The 15,994-nt window shown below is 69.6% G+C and carries 14 protein-coding genes; 4 read left to right on the forward strand and 10 right to left on the reverse strand.

Annotated elements, in window-relative coordinates; genetic code table 11:
* Positions 1 to 108: 108 nt before the first annotated feature.
* Both sucD and sucC read right to left on the reverse strand, forming a co-directional pair.
* Positions 109 to 996 (reverse strand): succinate--CoA ligase subunit alpha, encoded by an 888-nt coding sequence (sucD, locus tag AAME72_RS02265; protein WP_115697861.1) that lies wholly within the window; start codon positions 994 to 996, stop codon positions 109 to 111.
* An 18-nt stretch (positions 997 to 1,014) separates the two neighbouring features.
* The gene (gene sucC, locus AAME72_RS02270; RefSeq protein WP_348788636.1) at positions 1,015 to 2,178 is read right to left on the reverse strand and encodes an ADP-forming succinate--CoA ligase subunit beta; all 1,164 of its coding nucleotides are present in this window, start codon (positions 2,176 to 2,178) and stop codon (positions 1,015 to 1,017) included.
* Positions 2,179 to 2,413: 235 nt separating this feature from the next.
* On the opposite strand from sucC, the gene AAME72_RS02275 reads away from it, so the two are divergent.
* Positions 2,414 to 3,916 carry a hypothetical protein gene (locus tag AAME72_RS02275; RefSeq protein WP_348788637.1) on the forward strand — a complete coding sequence of 501 codons (1,503 nt, stop codon included), beginning with the start codon at positions 2,414 to 2,416 and terminating at the stop codon, positions 3,914 to 3,916.
* 48 nt (positions 3,917 to 3,964) lie between these two features.
* Positions 3,965 to 4,807 (forward strand): oxygenase MpaB family protein, encoded by an 843-nt coding sequence (locus tag AAME72_RS02280; RefSeq protein WP_348788638.1) that lies wholly within the window; start codon positions 3,965 to 3,967, stop codon positions 4,805 to 4,807.
* Here AAME72_RS02280 and AAME72_RS02285 read toward each other — a convergent pair.
* The 3 genes from AAME72_RS02285 to AAME72_RS02295 all read right to left on the reverse strand — a co-directional run bounded on the left by AAME72_RS02285 (position 4,804) and on the right by AAME72_RS02295 (position 9,528).
* A complete protein-coding gene (locus AAME72_RS02285) occupies positions 4,804 to 5,829 on the reverse strand; it encodes an FUSC family protein (RefSeq protein WP_348788639.1) in 1,026 nt (341 codons plus the stop codon). The two genes, AAME72_RS02280 and AAME72_RS02285, sit on opposite strands and share 4 nt — an antisense overlap.
* Positions 5,830 to 5,849: 20 nt before the next feature.
* Positions 5,850 to 8,390 carry a UvrD-helicase domain-containing protein gene (locus AAME72_RS02290; protein WP_348788640.1) on the reverse strand — a complete coding sequence of 847 codons (2,541 nt, stop codon included), beginning with the start codon at positions 8,388 to 8,390 and terminating at the stop codon, positions 5,850 to 5,852.
* Between the two features lie 70 nt (positions 8,391 to 8,460).
* Entirely contained in the window at positions 8,461 to 9,528 is a 1,068-nt protein-coding gene (locus AAME72_RS02295; RefSeq protein ID WP_348788641.1) for a glycerophosphodiester phosphodiesterase family protein, read from the reverse strand.
* Between the two features lie 64 nt (positions 9,529 to 9,592).
* On the opposite strand from AAME72_RS02295, the gene AAME72_RS02300 reads away from it, so the two are divergent.
* Together AAME72_RS02300 and AAME72_RS02305 are read left to right on the forward strand one after the other, a co-directional pair.
* Positions 9,593 to 10,192: a hypothetical protein gene (locus AAME72_RS02300; protein WP_348788642.1), complete on the forward strand. Its 600-nt coding sequence runs from the start codon at positions 9,593 to 9,595 to the stop codon at positions 10,190 to 10,192.
* Between the two features lie 40 nt (positions 10,193 to 10,232).
* On the forward strand, positions 10,233 to 11,033 hold the full coding sequence (locus AAME72_RS02305; RefSeq protein WP_348788643.1) for a Bax inhibitor-1/YccA family protein: 801 nt from the start codon (positions 10,233 to 10,235) through the stop codon (positions 11,031 to 11,033).
* A gap of 91 nt (positions 11,034 to 11,124) precedes the next feature.
* Here the strand turns inward: AAME72_RS02305 and guaA are convergent, their stop codons facing one another.
* From guaA to AAME72_RS02330, 5 genes are all read right to left on the reverse strand, one after another.
* Positions 11,125 to 12,675 carry a glutamine-hydrolyzing GMP synthase gene (gene guaA / locus AAME72_RS02310; RefSeq protein WP_348788644.1) on the reverse strand — a complete coding sequence of 517 codons (1,551 nt, stop codon included), beginning with the start codon at positions 12,673 to 12,675 and terminating at the stop codon, positions 11,125 to 11,127.
* 67 nt (positions 12,676 to 12,742) lie between these two features.
* The gene (locus AAME72_RS02315; protein WP_348788645.1) at positions 12,743 to 13,192 is read right to left on the reverse strand and encodes a DUF3817 domain-containing protein; all 450 of its coding nucleotides are present in this window, start codon (positions 13,190 to 13,192) and stop codon (positions 12,743 to 12,745) included.
* A 9-nt stretch (positions 13,193 to 13,201) separates the two neighbouring features.
* A complete protein-coding gene (locus tag AAME72_RS02320; protein WP_348788646.1) occupies positions 13,202 to 14,008 on the reverse strand; it encodes an SURF1 family protein in 807 nt (268 codons plus the stop codon).
* Between the two features lie 45 nt (positions 14,009 to 14,053).
* A complete protein-coding gene (locus AAME72_RS02325; RefSeq protein WP_348788647.1) occupies positions 14,054 to 15,421 on the reverse strand; it encodes a cation:proton antiporter in 1,368 nt (455 codons plus the stop codon).
* Between the two features lie 3 nt (positions 15,422 to 15,424).
* A complete protein-coding gene (locus AAME72_RS02330) occupies positions 15,425 to 15,916 on the reverse strand; it encodes a TrkA C-terminal domain-containing protein (RefSeq protein ID WP_314146807.1) in 492 nt (163 codons plus the stop codon).
* Positions 15,917 to 15,994: the final 78 nt, after the last annotated feature.

Genomic DNA, 15,994 nt, shown 5'->3' on the forward strand with positions numbered 1-15,994 from the left:
TCACTGTAACGCCGGGGATCCGTGCCGGGCAGGGCCGAATTCAGGCTGTGGAGAACACGAGAAGGGCCGGATCCCGTGCGGGAGTCCGGCCCTTCTCGAGCGGGTGGATCAGAGCGCCGCGTAGACCTCGCGCAGCAGCGCCGCGGTCTCGGACGGGGTCTTGCCGACCTTCACGCCCGCGGCCTCCAGGGCCTCCTTCTTCGCCTGCGCGGTTCCGGCCGAGCCGGAGACGATCGCGCCGGCGTGACCCATGGTCTTGCCCTCGGGCGCGGTGAAACCGGCGACGTAGCCGACGACCGGCTTCGTGACGTTCGCCTTGATGAAGTCGGCCGCGCGCTCCTCGGCGTCGCCGCCGATCTCGCCGATCATCACGATCGCCTTCGTCTCGGGGTCCGCCTCGAACGCGGCGAGCGCGTCGATGTGCGTGGTGCCGATCACCGGGTCCCCGCCGATGCCGATGGCGGTGGAGAAGCCGAGGTCGCGCAGCTCGTACATCATCTGGTAGGTCAGCGTGCCCGACTTGGAGACGAGGCCGATCGGGCCCTTGCCGGTGATCGTCGCCGGCGTGATGCCGACGAGCGACTCGCCCGGGGTGATGATGCCGGGGCAGTTCGGGCCGATGATCCGGGTCTTGTTGCCCTTCTCCTTGGCGTACGCCCACGCCTCGGCCGAGTCCTGCACCGGGATGCCCTCGGTGATGACGACCAGCAGCGGGATCTCGGCGTCGATCGCCTCCACCATCGCGTCCTTCGCGAACGCCGGCGGCACGAAGATGATCGACACGTCGGCGCCCGTCTTCTCGATGGCCTCGACGACGGTGCCGAACACGGGGAGCTCGACGTCGCCGTGGGTGACCGTGGTGCCGGCCTTGCGCGCGTTGACGCCGCCGACGACCTGCGTGCCCGCCTTCAGCATGAGCGCGGTGTGCTTGGTGCCCTCGCCGCCGGTGATGCCCTGGACGATGACCTTGGAGTCCTTGTTGAGGAAGATAGACATTCTCTTGTACGTCCTTGCTTACTTCGCGGCCAGCTCGGCGGCCTTGTCGGCGCCTTCGTCCATGGTGAGAGCGAGGGTGACCAGCGGGTGGTTCGCCTCGGTGAGGATGCGGCGGCCCTCCTCGACGTTGTTGCCGTCCAGGCGGACGACCAGCGGCTTGTTCGCCTCGTCGCCCAGGATCTCCAGTGCCTTCACGATGCCGTTCGCGACGGCGTCGCAGGCCGTGATGCCACCGAAGACGTTGACGAACACGCTCTTGACCTGCGGGTCGTTCAGGATGACGTCGAGGCCCGCCGCCATGACCTCGGCGGACGCGCCGCCGCCGATGTCGAGGAAGTTGGCGGGCTTGACGCCCTTGTGCTTCTCGCCCGCGTAGGCGACGACGTCGAGCGTCGACATCACGAGGCCGGCTCCGTTGCCGATGATGCCGACCTGGCCGTCCAGCTTGACGTAGTTGAGGTTGGCGGCCTTGGCCTTGGCCTCCAGCGGGTCGGCGGCGGCCTTGTCCTCGAGCGCCTCGTGGTCGGGGTGGCGGAAGTCGGCGTTCTCGTCGAGCGAGACCTTGCCGTCGAGGGCGATGATGTCGCCCTCCTCCGTGAGAACGAGCGGGTTGACCTCGACGAGCGTCGCGTCCTCGCCGGTGTAGACCTCGTACAGCTTGACGAAGACGTCGGCGACCTTCTCGACGAGCTCCTCGGGGAATCCGGCCGCCTTGGCGATCTCGACCGCCTTGGCGTGGTCGACGCCGCCTCGCGGGTCCACTTCGATGCGGGCGAGCGCCTCCGGCTTCTCGACGGCGAGCTGCTCGATCTCCATGCCGCCCTCGACGCTCGTGAGCGACAGGTAGGAGCGGTTGGCGCGGTCGAGGAGCACCGAGAAGTAGAACTCGCGCGCGATCCGGGCGCCGCCCGCGACCATGACGCGACGGACCACGTGGCCCTTGATGTCCAGGCCCAGGATGGCCTTGGCGGCCTCCTCGGCGTCGGCCGGGGTCTTGGCGACCTTGACGCCGCCTGCCTTGCCTCGGCCTCCGACCTTGACCTGCGCCTTGACGACGGTCACGCCGCCGAGCTTCTCGGCGGCCGCCCGCACCTCCTCCGGAGTGTCCGCGACGATGCCCGGAAGGACCGGGACCCCGTACTTCTCAAACAGGTCTCTGGCCTGGTACTCGTATAGATCCACGGTTATCCAATCCGCTGATGGTCCGTTGCGTTCGTGACGCTTCCGGCTGTTATCTGCTGGGCGGTACGGCGGGAGAATAGCTCGACGCCGAGATAAATTCGCCAGGAAGAACTTTAGCGCGTCCGCCTGAACAGCCCGAATCCTGCGGTCCCTCACAGGGGTGGCACCGCGCAGGGCTCTCCACAGATCTCCGCATCCGGCTCCACGCGATTGTGCTCCCGGCGAGCCTGTCCGCATGACGAACCGCACAAGGCACCTCCTCACCTCGATCGCTCTGGCCGGTCTCGCCGTCTTCCTGGCGGTGGTGAACGGCGTGGCCGGTGCTGCGCCGGCCCACGCGCTAAGCGGGAACGGGCACGGGCCCGGCTACCTCTCGAGCGACGGCTGGTGGCTCGGCACGTACCGCCTCGACGACGGCACGCAGGGCTTCTGCCTGAACGCTGGGAAGGAGAGTCCGACCGGTCACGTGCTCGACTACCGGGACGGTGCCGCCCTCGGCTGGTACACACCCGCGCAGTCCGCCCAGCTCGCATACATCTCCCGCACCTGGGCCGGCACGAGCGACCGGCTCACGGCGGCCGCCGGGCAGATCGCGACCTGGCTCGTCGCGGGGCTCGGCGGGCACACGGCCGAAGAGGTCGCTGCACGAGCGGAAGGCGACGCGGGCGCCGTGCTGGCGCGGGCACGCCAGATGGCGGACGAGGCGGGCAGGCTCGCCTCGACGGGCGTGCACGCCGACCTCGTGCTCGAGCTGGCGGAGACAGGGGCCGGACGCCTGCGTGTCGAGCTCACGGTCGACCGGCTGAGCGGAGCGGAGCACCTGAAGCCGGGCGCGCACCGCGCCCACGTGACCCTCGACGGTGCGACGTTCGAGGACGGCACGTCGGTGGCGGACGTCCCCTCCGGCACCGACATCGCCATCGTCCCCACCGGTCAGGATCCGACGGTCTCCGTCTCCGCTGCCGCGACCTTCCGCGCACTCCCCTACGGCCCGACCATCAAGGTCGCGGTCCCACGCGACGACGCCCAGGCCGTCCTGATCGCCGTTCCCGCGACAGCAGAGGCGCACGGCGACGCCACGGTGTCGGGTCCGTCACCGCTGCCGTTCCAGCCACGTGTCGAGACCGTCACCAGCACGGCGACCGCGGAGCCGGGCGCCCGCGTCGCCGACAGGCTGACGGTCTCGGTCGACACGGGAGAGGGGCTGCTCCCGTCGTGGGGTGTCCACGAGACGGAGGAAGGGCTGTCACCGGTGGAGGCTGTCGTCGAGAGCACCCTGCACGGCCCGTTCGCGGAGCGCGTGCAGGAGGCGCCTGCGGTCCCCGAGGGCGCGCCAGAGGCCTGTGCCGTCGAGACGATCGTGACGGGACCGGGCGAGTACGAAACACCGGCCTGCGAGCTCGCGGCCGCGGGCTACTACGTCTGGACGGAACGCATCCGGCCGGAACGCACCCCGCCCGACGCCGGCGGCCAGCGGCTCCGGCCCTGGCAGTCCGCGTTCGGGGTCGCATCGGAGGTGACGCTCGCGGCGGCACCGGCTTCCGTCTCCCTTCCGTCGTCCGGGCCGACCGAACTCGCCGCCACCGGCGCATCCGACGCCGTCCTCCCCGCCGGGTTGGCCGCGGCGAGCGCACTCGGCGGGACCGGTCTGGTGTTCCTCGGACGGCGACGGCGCGCGCGCCGGCAGACTCCCCGCCGGGCCACGTTCGTCCCGCTCGACGAGGGGAGCCGCCGGTGACGGCGCAACGCACCGCGCACGCTCAGGAGAGCCCGGCAGCATGGAACGGTGGACACGGATGGGCGCGAAGAGACCAGTCCCCTGCGGCGCATCGCGGCGGAGTCCCTCGTGGTGGCGGGCGGGGGCTGCGCGCTGCTCCTGCAGATCGCTCACCCGGCGATCGGCCGTGGCGTCGCCGAGCACAGCGACTTCGCGAACCGGGTCATGGATCGGTTCCACGCCACGATGGTGTTCCTCACCGCCGGACTCTTCGCGACCCCGGAGGAGTTCGCGACCGTGCGACGCCGGGTGAACAGGGCGCACGTTCCGGTGCGTGGAACCGCGGACGGAGCCGGACCGGCGTACAACGCCTTCGACCCCAGTCTCCAGCTCTGGGTCTCCGCCACGATCTACCACACGATGATGGATCTGTACGCGCGTGTGCACGGACCGCTCGAACCGCAGGCGGCGGAGGAGGCCTACAACGAGTTCCGGGAGCTGGGCGTCAACCTCCAGGTCCCGCCGGAGCGCTGGCCCGCGACGCTCGACGACTTCGACGTCTACTGGCAGGACATGATCGCGGGCCTGCGCGTCAACGACGCGACCCTGGCGGTGTCCCGGCAGATCCTGTATCCGCGCGGGGTTCCGGGCTGGATGCGGCTGCTGCTTCCCGACGTCAGGCTGGTCACGGCCGGCCTGCTCCCCGCGTCCGTCCGGGAGAGCTTCGGGCTGCCGTGGACCGAGAAGCAGCAGGACCGCTTCGAACGCCGGATGCGGCTGACCGCGGCCGTGTACCCGAGACTCCCCGCCCGCCTGCGGCACGCCTCACGCGACGCATACCTCCGCCGGCTGCGCCGGGCCGCACGCGCGCGGCCCGGGGCGACGGGACACCCCGATCCCTCCTCCGGTTAGGGAGCAAGACCGCGCGAGCGCTCCAGCCAGCGCGCGAGGAGCACCAGCACGATGCCGACGCCGGCCCCGAGCACCGTTTCGAGGACCCTGTCCACGACGAGGGCGCTGAGCGGTGCCGGGCTGGCGAGGTGCGAGACGGAGAGGGCCATCGGCGTGATGAAGACGAGCGCCGTGCCGTAGTGGCGTCCGACCAGCATCTCGGCGAAGAACTGGCACACGACGATCACGAGGATGACGACGATCGGCGGCGGCGACCAGACCAGGATCAGGGCGGTCACGCCGACACCCACGATCGTGCCGACGATGCGGTGCAGCGACCGCGAGATGGAGTGCGCGGCACGCGCCGGCGGGATGACGGCGACCAGGCTCACCACTGCCCAGTACGCGTGGCCGAGACCGAAGACGACGGCGACCCCGCCTGCGAGGACGACACCGACCACGTTCTGCCCCACGGTCAGCCAGACGCGCGGATCGCGGAACACGGTCCGGTCGACGCTCGGCCGGCGCCGGAGCTCCTTGAGCAGCACCGACTCGCGCGCCCCTGCACCGCCCGCGCGGGCGGCCACGCGCCGGACGAGCCATCCCGACATCGTCAGCAGCCACGAGAACGCCGCCACGAGCACGGCGAGCGCGATGCGGGGCAGGATCTCTGCGGCGGGTGTGGGGATAGCGCCGCAGACCAGGAGGGCGAAGACGAAGAACAGCGGCTGCGCGGGCAGCAGCTGGAAACCGGACGAAAGGAAGGTGCCCCCGGCCACGACGATGACGAGCAGCAACGTCAGCAGCGGAAGCGGCTCGCCGAGTGCGGCGACCACGATCCCCAGGGCGATGCTGACCAGCAGCGCGATGCCCGCCACGGTCACGCTCCTCAACCGCAGCCGGTACGGCTCGTTGCGCCCGTACAGAGCGGTGAAGGCTCCGAACGTCGCGTACGCGGCGAGGTCCAGCCGCCCGAGCGCCAGAAGCACGAGGAGGGGGATGGCAACGGCGGTCGCCGCGCGGAAACCGACCTCGACGCTCATCGAGGCGAGTCCGGCCGGCCTCACAGCTTGTCGATCGGGGCGATCTTGATGAGGAGCTTCTTCGCGCCCACCTTCTCGAACTGGACGTGCGCGACGCGCTTCGCGCCCTCGCCGGTCACGTTGGTGACACGGCCCTCGCCGAAGTCCGCGTGGCGGATGCGGTCGCCAGCCACGAGCTCCAGGTCGCCGTTGTCGCGCACCTTACCGGTGACGCGGTTCGGCCACTCCGCCTTCGGTCGTTCGGCGGTCGCCGTGAAACCGCCGGACGAGAAGCTCTCGTTCCAGCGGCCGCCTGACCCGCCGCCGATCCCCGGCCGGCGCGCGTTGAGGGCGCGTGACTGCGTCCCGCCACGGCCGTTCGCCGCGCCCGGCGACTGCCTCCACTCGATGAGCTCTGCGGGGATCTCTTGAAGGTAACGGCTCGGCATGGCGACGGCGGTCTCGCCGAACTGGGCGCGGGTCATGGCGAGCGAGAGGAACAGGCGCTTCTTGGCGCGGGTGATGCCCACATAGAACAGCCGCCGCTCCTCGGCAGGCCCGCCGGGCTCGTTCGCCGACATGCGATGCGGGAGCAGGTCCTCCTCGATGCCGGTGAGGAAGACGGCGTCGTACTCGAGGCCCTTCGCCGTGTGCAGGGTCATCAGCGACACCGCGCCGCTGGAGTCGTCGATCTCGTCGGCGGCTGCGACCAGCGACACCTCCGTCAGGAAGTCCACCAGGGTGCCCTCGGGGTTGTTGCGCGCGAACTCGCGCGTCACCGCGACCAGCTCGTCGACGTTCTCTGCGCGTGCCTCGTCCTGCGGATCACGGCTGTTGCGCAGCACCTCCAGGTAACCGCTGCCGTCGAGCAGGAAGGTCAGCACGTCGGCGACGGCCGAGACTCCAGCGGGATTCTGCGGATCGACCTTCGCAGCGGCCTCGTCGAGCAGCCCGGAGAGCTGGAGGATCGCGGCCGTCACCTTCGGGCCCAGCCCGAGGGAGCCCGCGTCGCGCATGGCCTCCCGGAACGTCATGCCGTTGTCCTCGGCGTAGCTGGCCAGCTGCGTCTCCGTCGCCGGGCCGATACCGCGCTTGGGGGTGTTCAGGATGCGGCGGAGCGCGAGGGTGTCATCCGGGTTCGCGACGGTGATCAGGTACGCCATCGCGTCCTTGATCTCGGCACGCTCGTAGAACTTCGTGCCGCCCATCACCTTGTACGGCAGAGCCGACCGGATGAAGATCTCCTCGAGCGCACGGGTCTGGGCGTTCGTGCGGTAGAAGACCGCGATGTCCTTGTAGTCGGTGCCCGCCGCGTGCAGCTTCTCGATCTCGTCGGCGACGAACTGCGCCTCGTCGTGTCCCGAGTAGCCCGTGTAGCCGATGATCTTCTCGCCGTCGCCGACGGCCGTCCACAGGTTCTTGTCCTTGCGGTCGAAGTTGTTCGCGATCACCGCGTTGGCCGCGCTGAGGATGTTCTGCGTCGAACGGTAGTTCTGCTCGAGCAGCACCACCTTCGCGCCGGGGAAGTCCCGCTCGAACTCGACGATGTTGCGGATGTCCGCTCCGCGGAACGCGTAGATCGACTGATCGGAGTCGCCGACGACCGTGAGGGAGGCGCTCGGGATGACGCCGACCGCGTCGCGCAGCTTCGCGACGTTGCGACCGTGCGACTCCATCTCGTCGGCGATGTCGGGCGCGACGGGCCGGGTCAGCTCCCGGATGAGCGCGTACTGAGCGTGGTTGGTGTCCTGGTACTCGTCGACGAGGATGTGCCGGAACCGGGTCTGGTACAGCGCCGCGACCTTCGGGAAGGCCCGGAACAGGAACACGGTCTCGGCGATCAGGTCGTCGAAGTCGAACGCGTTCGCGCGACGGAGGGCGCGCGTGTACTGGCGGAAGATCTCCAGGAACATGACCTCCTTCGGATCGCTCAGGTTCGCCGAGCGCGCGAAGGTCTCGATGTCCGTCAACTCGTTCTTGAGCTTGGAGATCCGGCCGGCGGCGCCGGAGACGGTGAAGCCGAGCGTGTCGGCGTCGAGCTCCTTGATGATCCGCTTGAGGAGCGCCCGCGAGTCACCGGAGTCGTAGATGGTGAAGCTCTGGGTCTTGCCGATCGTCTCCGCCTCGCGCCGGAGGATGCGGACGCACGCCGAGTGGAACGTCGAGATCCACATCCCCTGCGCCTTGCCGCCCAGAAGCTGCTCGACGCGCTCGCGCATCTCATTCGCCGCCTTGTTGGTGAACGTGATCGCCAGGATCTCGCTCGGCCACGCCTCGCGACTCTCGATCAGGCCGGCGATGCGCCGGGTGAGGACGCTGGTCTTGCCCGACCCGGCGCCCGCGACGATGAGCAGCGCCTGGCCGCGGTATTCGGCCGCCTCGCGCTGCTGCGGGTTGAGGCCGGCGAACAGCCGGTCGTTCGGCCCGCGGTGACCGCCGGAACCGCCTGCACCACCGGAGCCGCCCTGACCGGCCGCGCCGCCCACCGCGGCGGTGGCGCCCGAGCGCGGATCGCCCTCCCAGCCGTCGAGGATGATCGGAACGGAGGAGGACGGGGAGGGGGCGTCGGGGAGGCTCGTCATGTCTCCATCGATTTTAGCCGTCCCCACTGTCATTCCGCCGGGGACGGTGACACCGGGCGGCTCGGGACGGTCAGCGGCCGTCGCGCACGGCGACGGCGAGGTCGGGATGGTCGGCGAATACCCCGTCGACGCCCGAGTGCAGAAGGATGGAGTAGAGGCGACGCCAGTCGCCCCACTCGTCGTCGCGGCCGTCCGAGCGGAAGTCGGCGGGCAGCTCGGCGTTCTCCGGCCGCAGGGTCCACGTGTAGACCGAGAGCCCCGCCGAATGCGCCGAGTCGACGAGGTCGGAGGTGACGGCGCCGATGTCGACACCGCCCTGGTCCTCGCCGAAGAGGCCGATCGAGACGGAGCCGGCGTGCAGCACCTGCGCGGTGTCCACGCTGATCCCGTCCACCCGGTCGGCCGGCGACGCGGCGGAGCCGAGCGCGTACAGGCCGCGCAGGGTGAGGTCGGTCGAGTAGCCGGGAGCGGCCGCGCCGAGGGTGGCGACCCTGTCGGCGGGGGCGCCCTCCGACTCGAGGAGGTAGACGCGGGAGCCGCGGAAACCACGTTCGTGGAGCCGGCCGAGGATGGTCTTCTCGAAGCTCTCCACGACGAGACCCGGATGCTCGGGCCAGCCCGCTTCGGTCAACTCGGCCATGAAGAGCTCGTCGAGCGGGAGGCCCGCTGCCTCGAAATACGTGGCGTGCTTCAGCTCGGCGACCAGGCCGAGGGCGCGTCCCGCGTCGTCGGAGGCCCTGTCGACCAGAGCCAGCAGGTCCGCGAGCCGCAGGATCGGGTAGCGCCCGTCGAAGGTCGCGCTCGCCTGGCGGAGACCGGGCAGCCGCTCCTTCGCCCGGAGCGTCGACAGCTCCTGCCAGGTGAAGTCCTCGGTGAACCATCCCGTCAGGGGGACGCCGTCGACCTCCTTCGTGCAGCGGCGGTCCGCGAACTCGGGGTGGTCGGCGACCGTGGTTGTGCCGGAGATCTCGTTCTCGTGGCGCAGGACGAGGACACCGTCCTTGGTGGCGACGATGTCCGGCTCGACCGCATCCGCCCCCAGTGCGAACGCCAGCTCGTACGCGGCGGAGGTGTGCTCCGGCCGGTACCCGGGCGCGCCGCGGTGACCGATCACAAGGGGGGAACGCCGGGCACGCATGTGGCGATCCTAGCCCGCGCTCGGGGGCTGCCTGCGGGAGCCCGCGTGGTGCGAGAATCGAGCCGTGCCCGCCGCCGCTCCCCCCGACCGCCGCGCCGGATGGCGCGCCGGGTGGCGCTCGGCGTGGAGCGCCGGGCGATCCGGGTGGCGGGAGCCCGCGAGCCGGCTGGAGCTGCGCTGGGGCGCGTACCGCCCGCGTCTGCTGGCGGCGATCGGCCTCCTCGTCGTCGGCACGGGATGCATCCTCATCACCACCGCGTACAGCCTGCCGTTCCTGCTGGCCGGCTCCCTCCTGCAGCCGGCGGCCTGGGCGGTGATGCCCTCGACCATCGGGCGGCGCGTCGCGGTTCCGCTCCCGGTGCTCGGCTTCACCTGGCTCATGCTCGGCGGTTCCGGGTTCGCGTGGTGCTACGCCGTGATGCTGGCCGCCTGGCTGCTCGTCCGGCTGCGGCCGCTCCCTTCCTATGCCGTGCTGGTTCTCCCGATCGCCGCGAGCGTCATGCTCGGCCAGACCATCCACACATACGAGCAGGGCTGGATCACGGTGCTGGTCAGCTCCGCCACGATCGTCGCCGCGGCCTGGCTGGCCCGCTGGATCGCGGTCGCAGTCGATTCATGGCAATCTGTCAGAACTCTCAGAAAACGAACGGATAGATTGGTCTGACCGAGACCGTCGCACGGTCCCACCACAGAGCGAGGAACCCATGGCACTCACCAACCCGGCATTCTCGACCAATCCGGCCTTCCAGAACGGCGGCCAGGCTCAGACGGCCTCCACGCTGACCGCGGAGAACCTGGAGCAGATGTACCAGGCGCCGTCCGCGTCGTCGGTCGACACCGACCGGATGACGGTCGAGGACACCATCAACAAGACGGCGATCTCGTTCGCGGTCCTGGTCGCGGGCGCCGTCGTCGGCTGGCTCGTCCCCGCGCTCGCCCTCCCGGCGGCGCTGATCGGCTTCGTCCTCGCCCTCGTCAACATCTTCAAGAAGAAGCCGTCGCCGGCGCTCGTCCTGAGCTACGCGGGCGCGCAGGGCATCTTCATCGGCGCCATCTCGATGATCTTCGAGACCAACTGGCCGGGCATCGTCATCCAGGCGGTCATCGGCACGCTCGCCGTCGTCGGCGTGACCCTCGCACTCTTCGCCTCCGGCAAGGTGCGCGCGTCCGCGAAGGCGACCAAGGTCTTCCTCATCGCGATGTTCGGCTACCTCGCGTACTCGCTCATCAACGTCATCCTGATGTGGACGGGCGTCACGAACGGTGCGTTCGGCCTGAACAGTGTGGAGCTCGGCAACACCGGCATCAAGCTGGGCCTGATCATCGGCGTGCTGGTCGTCATCATGGGCGCCTACTCGCTGGTGCTCGACTTCGACTTCATCCAGCGCGGCGTGAAGAACCGCGCACCGCGCATCTTCGGCTGGTCCGGCGCCTTCGGCATCATGGTCACCGTCATCTGGCTGTACCTGGAGATCCTGCGACTGCTGGCCATCTCCCGCGACTAGTCGGGAGCGACGCGCAGAGCAGAGCAGAGCAGCGCAAAGCAGAAGGGCCGGGATGCGAACGCATCCCGGCCCTTCTCGCTACCCCGAGGGGTCACTCCCACTCGATGGTCCCCGGCGGCTTCGACGTCACGTCGAGCACCACGCGGTTGACCCCGTCCACCTCGTTCGTGATGCGGTTGGAGATCCTCGCCAGCAGGTCGTACGGCAGGCGCGTCCAGTCGGCCGTCATCGCGTCCTCGCTGGAGACCGGGCGCAGCACGATCGGGTGACCGTAGGTGCGGCCGTCGCCCTGGACGCCGACCGAGCGGACGTCCGCGAGCAGCACCACCGGGCACTGCCAGATCTCGGCGTCGAGGCCGGCCGCGGTCAGCTCGGCGCGCACGATCGCGTCGGCCTCGCGCAGCAGGTCGAGGCGCTCCTGTGTGACCTCGCCGACGATGCGGATGCCGAGGCCCGGGCCGGGGAACGGCTGACGGCCGACGATGGCCTCCGGGAGGCCGAGCTCGCGGCCGATCGCCCGCACCTCGTCCTTGAACAGCGTGCGCAGCGGCTCGACGAGCTCGAACTGCAGATCCTCGGGGAGCCCGCCCACGTTGTGGTGGCTCTTGATGTTCGCCGTTCCGGTGCCGCCGCCCGACTCCACCACGTCCGGGTAGAGCGTGCCCTGCACCAGGAAGCGGATGGGGTCGCCGTCGCTCTCCGCCTCGGCGATGAGGTCCGCCTGCGCCTGCTCGAACACGCGGATGAACTCACGGCCGATGATTTTGCGCTTGGTCTCCGGGTCGCTGACGCCGGCGAGCGCGGACAGGAACTGCTCCTGAGCATTCACCGTCACCAGGCGCACACCGGTGGAGGCGACGTAGTCCACCTCGACCTGCCGGGCCTCGTCCTTGCGGAGCAGACCGTGGTCGACGAACACGCACACGAGCTGGTCGCCGACGGCCTTGTGCACGAGCGCCGCCGCGACGGCGGAGTCGACGCCGCCGGAGAGCGCGCACAGAACGCGGCCGCTGCCGACCTGCGCGCGGATCGCGGCCACCTGGTCGGTGATCACGTTGCCGCTGTTCCAGTCGGCGGGGATGCCGGCGGCGCGGTGCAGGAAGTTCTCGAGAACGGCCTGGCCGTACACCGAGTGCTTCACCTCCGGGTGCCACTGCACGCCGTAGAGCTTCCGCTCGTCGTTCGCGAACGCGGCGACCGGGGTGTCGTCGGTCGAGGCGAGAACCTCGAAGCCCTCCGGTGCGCGCGAGACGGAGTCGCCGTGGCTCATCCACGCCGTCTGCTCCTCGGGCTGGCCGCCGAGGAGGCTGCTCTCGTTCGCGCTGCCGGGGATGCGCACCGCGGTCGAGCCGTACTCGCGGCGGCCGGTCTTCGCGACCTCGCCGCCGAGGGCGGTCGCCATCACCTGGAAGCCGTAGCAGATGCCGAGCACCGGGACGCCGAGCTCGAGGATGCCGGTGTCGAGTGCCGGGGCGCCCTCCTCATACACGCTCGAGGGTCCGCCAGAGAGCACGATGCCGGAGGGCCGCTTGGCGGCGACCTCGGCGGCCGTGACGGTGTGCGGCACGATCTCGGAGTACACGTTCGCCTCGCGAACGCGCCGGGCGATCAGCTGCGCGTACTGCGCGCCGAAGTCGACCACGAGGACGGGCCCGGCCGGGTTCGCCGAGTCGGCTCCCCCCAGCAGGTCGCTGAATGCTGCGTCGGTGCTAATTTGTCGCCTCCACGAGGTTCGCGGCCTCGGCCTCACGGCCGGCCAGATAGGTCTTGACCTGCTTGCTGATGCGCGCCTCCACGAAGAAGGACAGGAACGGCACGACGCCGCCGAGGGCGATCATGACGAACTTCGTGAACGGCCAGCGCATCAGGCTCCACAGGCGGAAGTCGGAGAACAGGTACACGACGTACAGCCAGCCGTGCGCGATCAGGATGCCCGTGCTGAGGTCGACGCCGGTGGGCGCAACGGCCGTCTTCACCGGGACGAACGTCAGAGCGCCGTAGTTGCTGAACGCGAACAGCTCGTAGCCGAGCCCGTACTTCACGATCATCTCCGCGCAGAGCAGGAGCAGCATGATGCCCGTGATGTACGCGAACACCTGGTAGAACCGCAGAGCCCCCCGGATCTTCGGGAAGTCTTCGAGTTTTGGAGCGAGGGGCATGAGGCTATTCTACTTTCCCCGCGCGGGCGGCTCGGCCGGGGTCCCTGCCGCCGACGCGTCGGCCTCGGCGAGCTCGCGGAGCTCATCCTCCCTCTGCTTCGCGTCCTTCACGAGGCGGTACCAGAGGAAGATCGCGAAGCCGGCGAAGATGATCCACTCGGCCGCGTAGAAGATGTTGAGCCAGTTCAGCTCCGTCTGGGCGATCGGCGGAGGCGAGTCGATCTTCGTCAGCCCCGCGGGCGGCGTGCGGTCGACGACGTACGCGGAGTACACGTCCATCCCGTCGACGCCGTGCCACAGGTTGTAGAGCGCGCCGACGCCGAGGGTGCGCATGGTCGTCGGGTTCTGCTTGTCGGAGGGCACCTCGGGCTGCTCGTCGGGCAGGATGCGCCCGACGATCCTCTGGGAGCTCGCCGGCTCGTCCGCGAGCCGGGCGGCCGCGGCCTTCGCCGTCGCCTCGTCGGGCGCCCAGCCCCGTGCCACGGCGAGCGCGACCGGCTTCCCGCCGATCTGCACCGTCGCGTGGCTGACGACCCAGTATCCGCTGCGGCCGAGGTTCAGCCGGTCGTACAGCAGCTGCTCGTCCCCGGGCGTGAAGGTGGCCGTGAACGACACCAGCTGGCCGACCGCGGCGTCCCGGATCGGGCCGCCCGGCTTCGCCACCTGCTCCAGCGGCAGCACCGTCTCGCTCGGCGCCTCGACCGCCTTGCCCGACTCGATGGCGCGCTCGAGCTGCCACTGACCGAGCCAGGCGAAGCCCGCAGCGAGCGCGAGCGCGAAGATCAGCGCACCGATCCAGCGCGGGCGCAGCATCATCCGGAACAGCGTGGTCTCACCGCTGTCGTTCGTCTCGCTAATGGCTCAGTCCCGCTCTCGCATCTCACCCGAGTCCTGCTGCTGCATCGCCTGCTCGACGATGCGATCGACGGACTGGCGCGTCTCGTCCGCGCTCGTACCCTCGCGGCGCGTGTCGGAGTCCAGGTCGGCGGTGGCCGCCTCGACGAGCGCGATCTCCTCGTCCAGCATCGGGTCGCGCGTCTTCCGCCGGCTGCGCCGCTTGGGTTTACCGGTCCGTAGGATCATCGCACCGATCTTCTCGGAGTTCGCTGCGAGGATCGGCCCCAGGACCGCCATGATCAGCACGTACAAACCGGCGAACGGCTGGATGCGCGGATCCAGCCCGGCACTGATCGACAGGGTCGCGAGGATGAGCGCGAACTCGCCCCGGTTCTGCAGGATCACCGTCGTGTTGATGCCGGCCTGCGGTCCCATCTTGTTGATCCAGGCGACGAACTGCCCGGCCAGGATGTTGAGCACGATCGTCATGGCGACGGCGGCGAGCACCGGTATGAGCACGGACGGGAACTTCGCCGGGTCGAGCGCGAGACCGAAGTTCAGGAAGAAGAAGGCGGCGAACACGTCCCGCAGCGGGATGGCGATGTGCTCGATCTTGTTCCGGTACTTGGTCGCGCCGAGCACGAGGCCGATCAGGAACGCTCCGATCGCGTCCGTCACGCCCAGGATCTCGCCGACACCGGCGAACAGCACGGCCAGGCCGAAGAACAGGATGGTGAAGAGCTCGTCGTCCTTCGTGCGGAACAGCCGGGACACCACCCGGCCGCCCCAGCGTGCGATCGTGAACATGACCACGAGGAACAGGAACGCGATCGCCAGTTTCCCGACCATCGGCCAGAAGTCGGTCTCGCCGCTCAGCACGACCGAGATGATGGCCAGGTAGATCGCGATGAAGATGTCCTCGACCACCGTGACGCCGAGGATCATCGGCGTCTCGGTGTTGGGCAGCCTCCGCAGCTCGATGAGCAATTTCGTCACGATCGCGGAGGAGGACGTGGCCGTCATGCCCGCGATGACGAGCGCCTCCCTGGTGCCCCAGCCGACCATGAAGCCGAAGACGAGCCCGACCCCCATGTTGATGAGGATGTACGAGCCGCCGGAGACGACGAGCTTGCCGAAGTTGCCGAAGAACTCGTCCTGGTCGAACTCCAGGCCGAGATTGAACAGCAGCAGGATGAGCCCGAAGATCGCGATGAGCTCGATGTAGTGGCTCTCGAAGTCGAGCGGGAACCAGCCGGTGTGCGGGCTGGCGAGCAGCCCGACGAGCATGTAGATGGGTATCGCGGGGAGACCCACCAGCTTGCCGAGGCGTCCGAGCACGTAGGCGACGAGCAGCAGGATGCCGAGAACGATGAGGTCTTCTCCGAGATGCATGGATCAGCCTCCCGGCGGCGCGTCGGCAGCGGCCCGCGCAGCGGTCTCGCCGGTGCGGAAGAACGCGAACGCCTTCGCCACCTTCTCCGGCGTCCCCGCCACCACGAGCGTGTCGCCGGGGAAGACCTTGAAGTCGGGGGCGGGCGCGGGGTTGGCGGAGTCTCCGCGCACGACGGCCACGACGGTGAGACCGACGAAGCCGCGGTCGCCGGGGGCCCCGAGCTGCTGGCCGGCGATGTAGTCCTCGTAGTCCACGGAGAACCAGTCGATGCTGAGCCCGGGGATCTGGTCCAGGGCGGTCAGCGACTCCGTGATCTGGGTTCCGCCGAGCAGCTCGGCGAGCGTATGCGCTTCGTCCTCGCTGAGGCGCAACGACACCTTGGTGACGTCTGCGCCGTCTTCGTGATCCGAGAACGTGATCAGGTCGCTGTGCCCGGACCGGTGGGCGATCACGCCGACTTTGCCGCCGTCGTCCGTGACGAAGGTGTGCAACACCCCTACCCCGGGCAGTTTGACCCGTCGAACGTCAACCATCATCCGTCTCCATCCGTCGCGGGCACTGCTTCCACCCTA

It is taken from the genome of Leifsonia sp. NPDC080035 (assembly GCF_040050925.1).
In the GTDB taxonomy this organism is placed as follows: Bacteria; Actinomycetota; Actinomycetes; order Actinomycetales; family Microbacteriaceae; genus Leifsonia.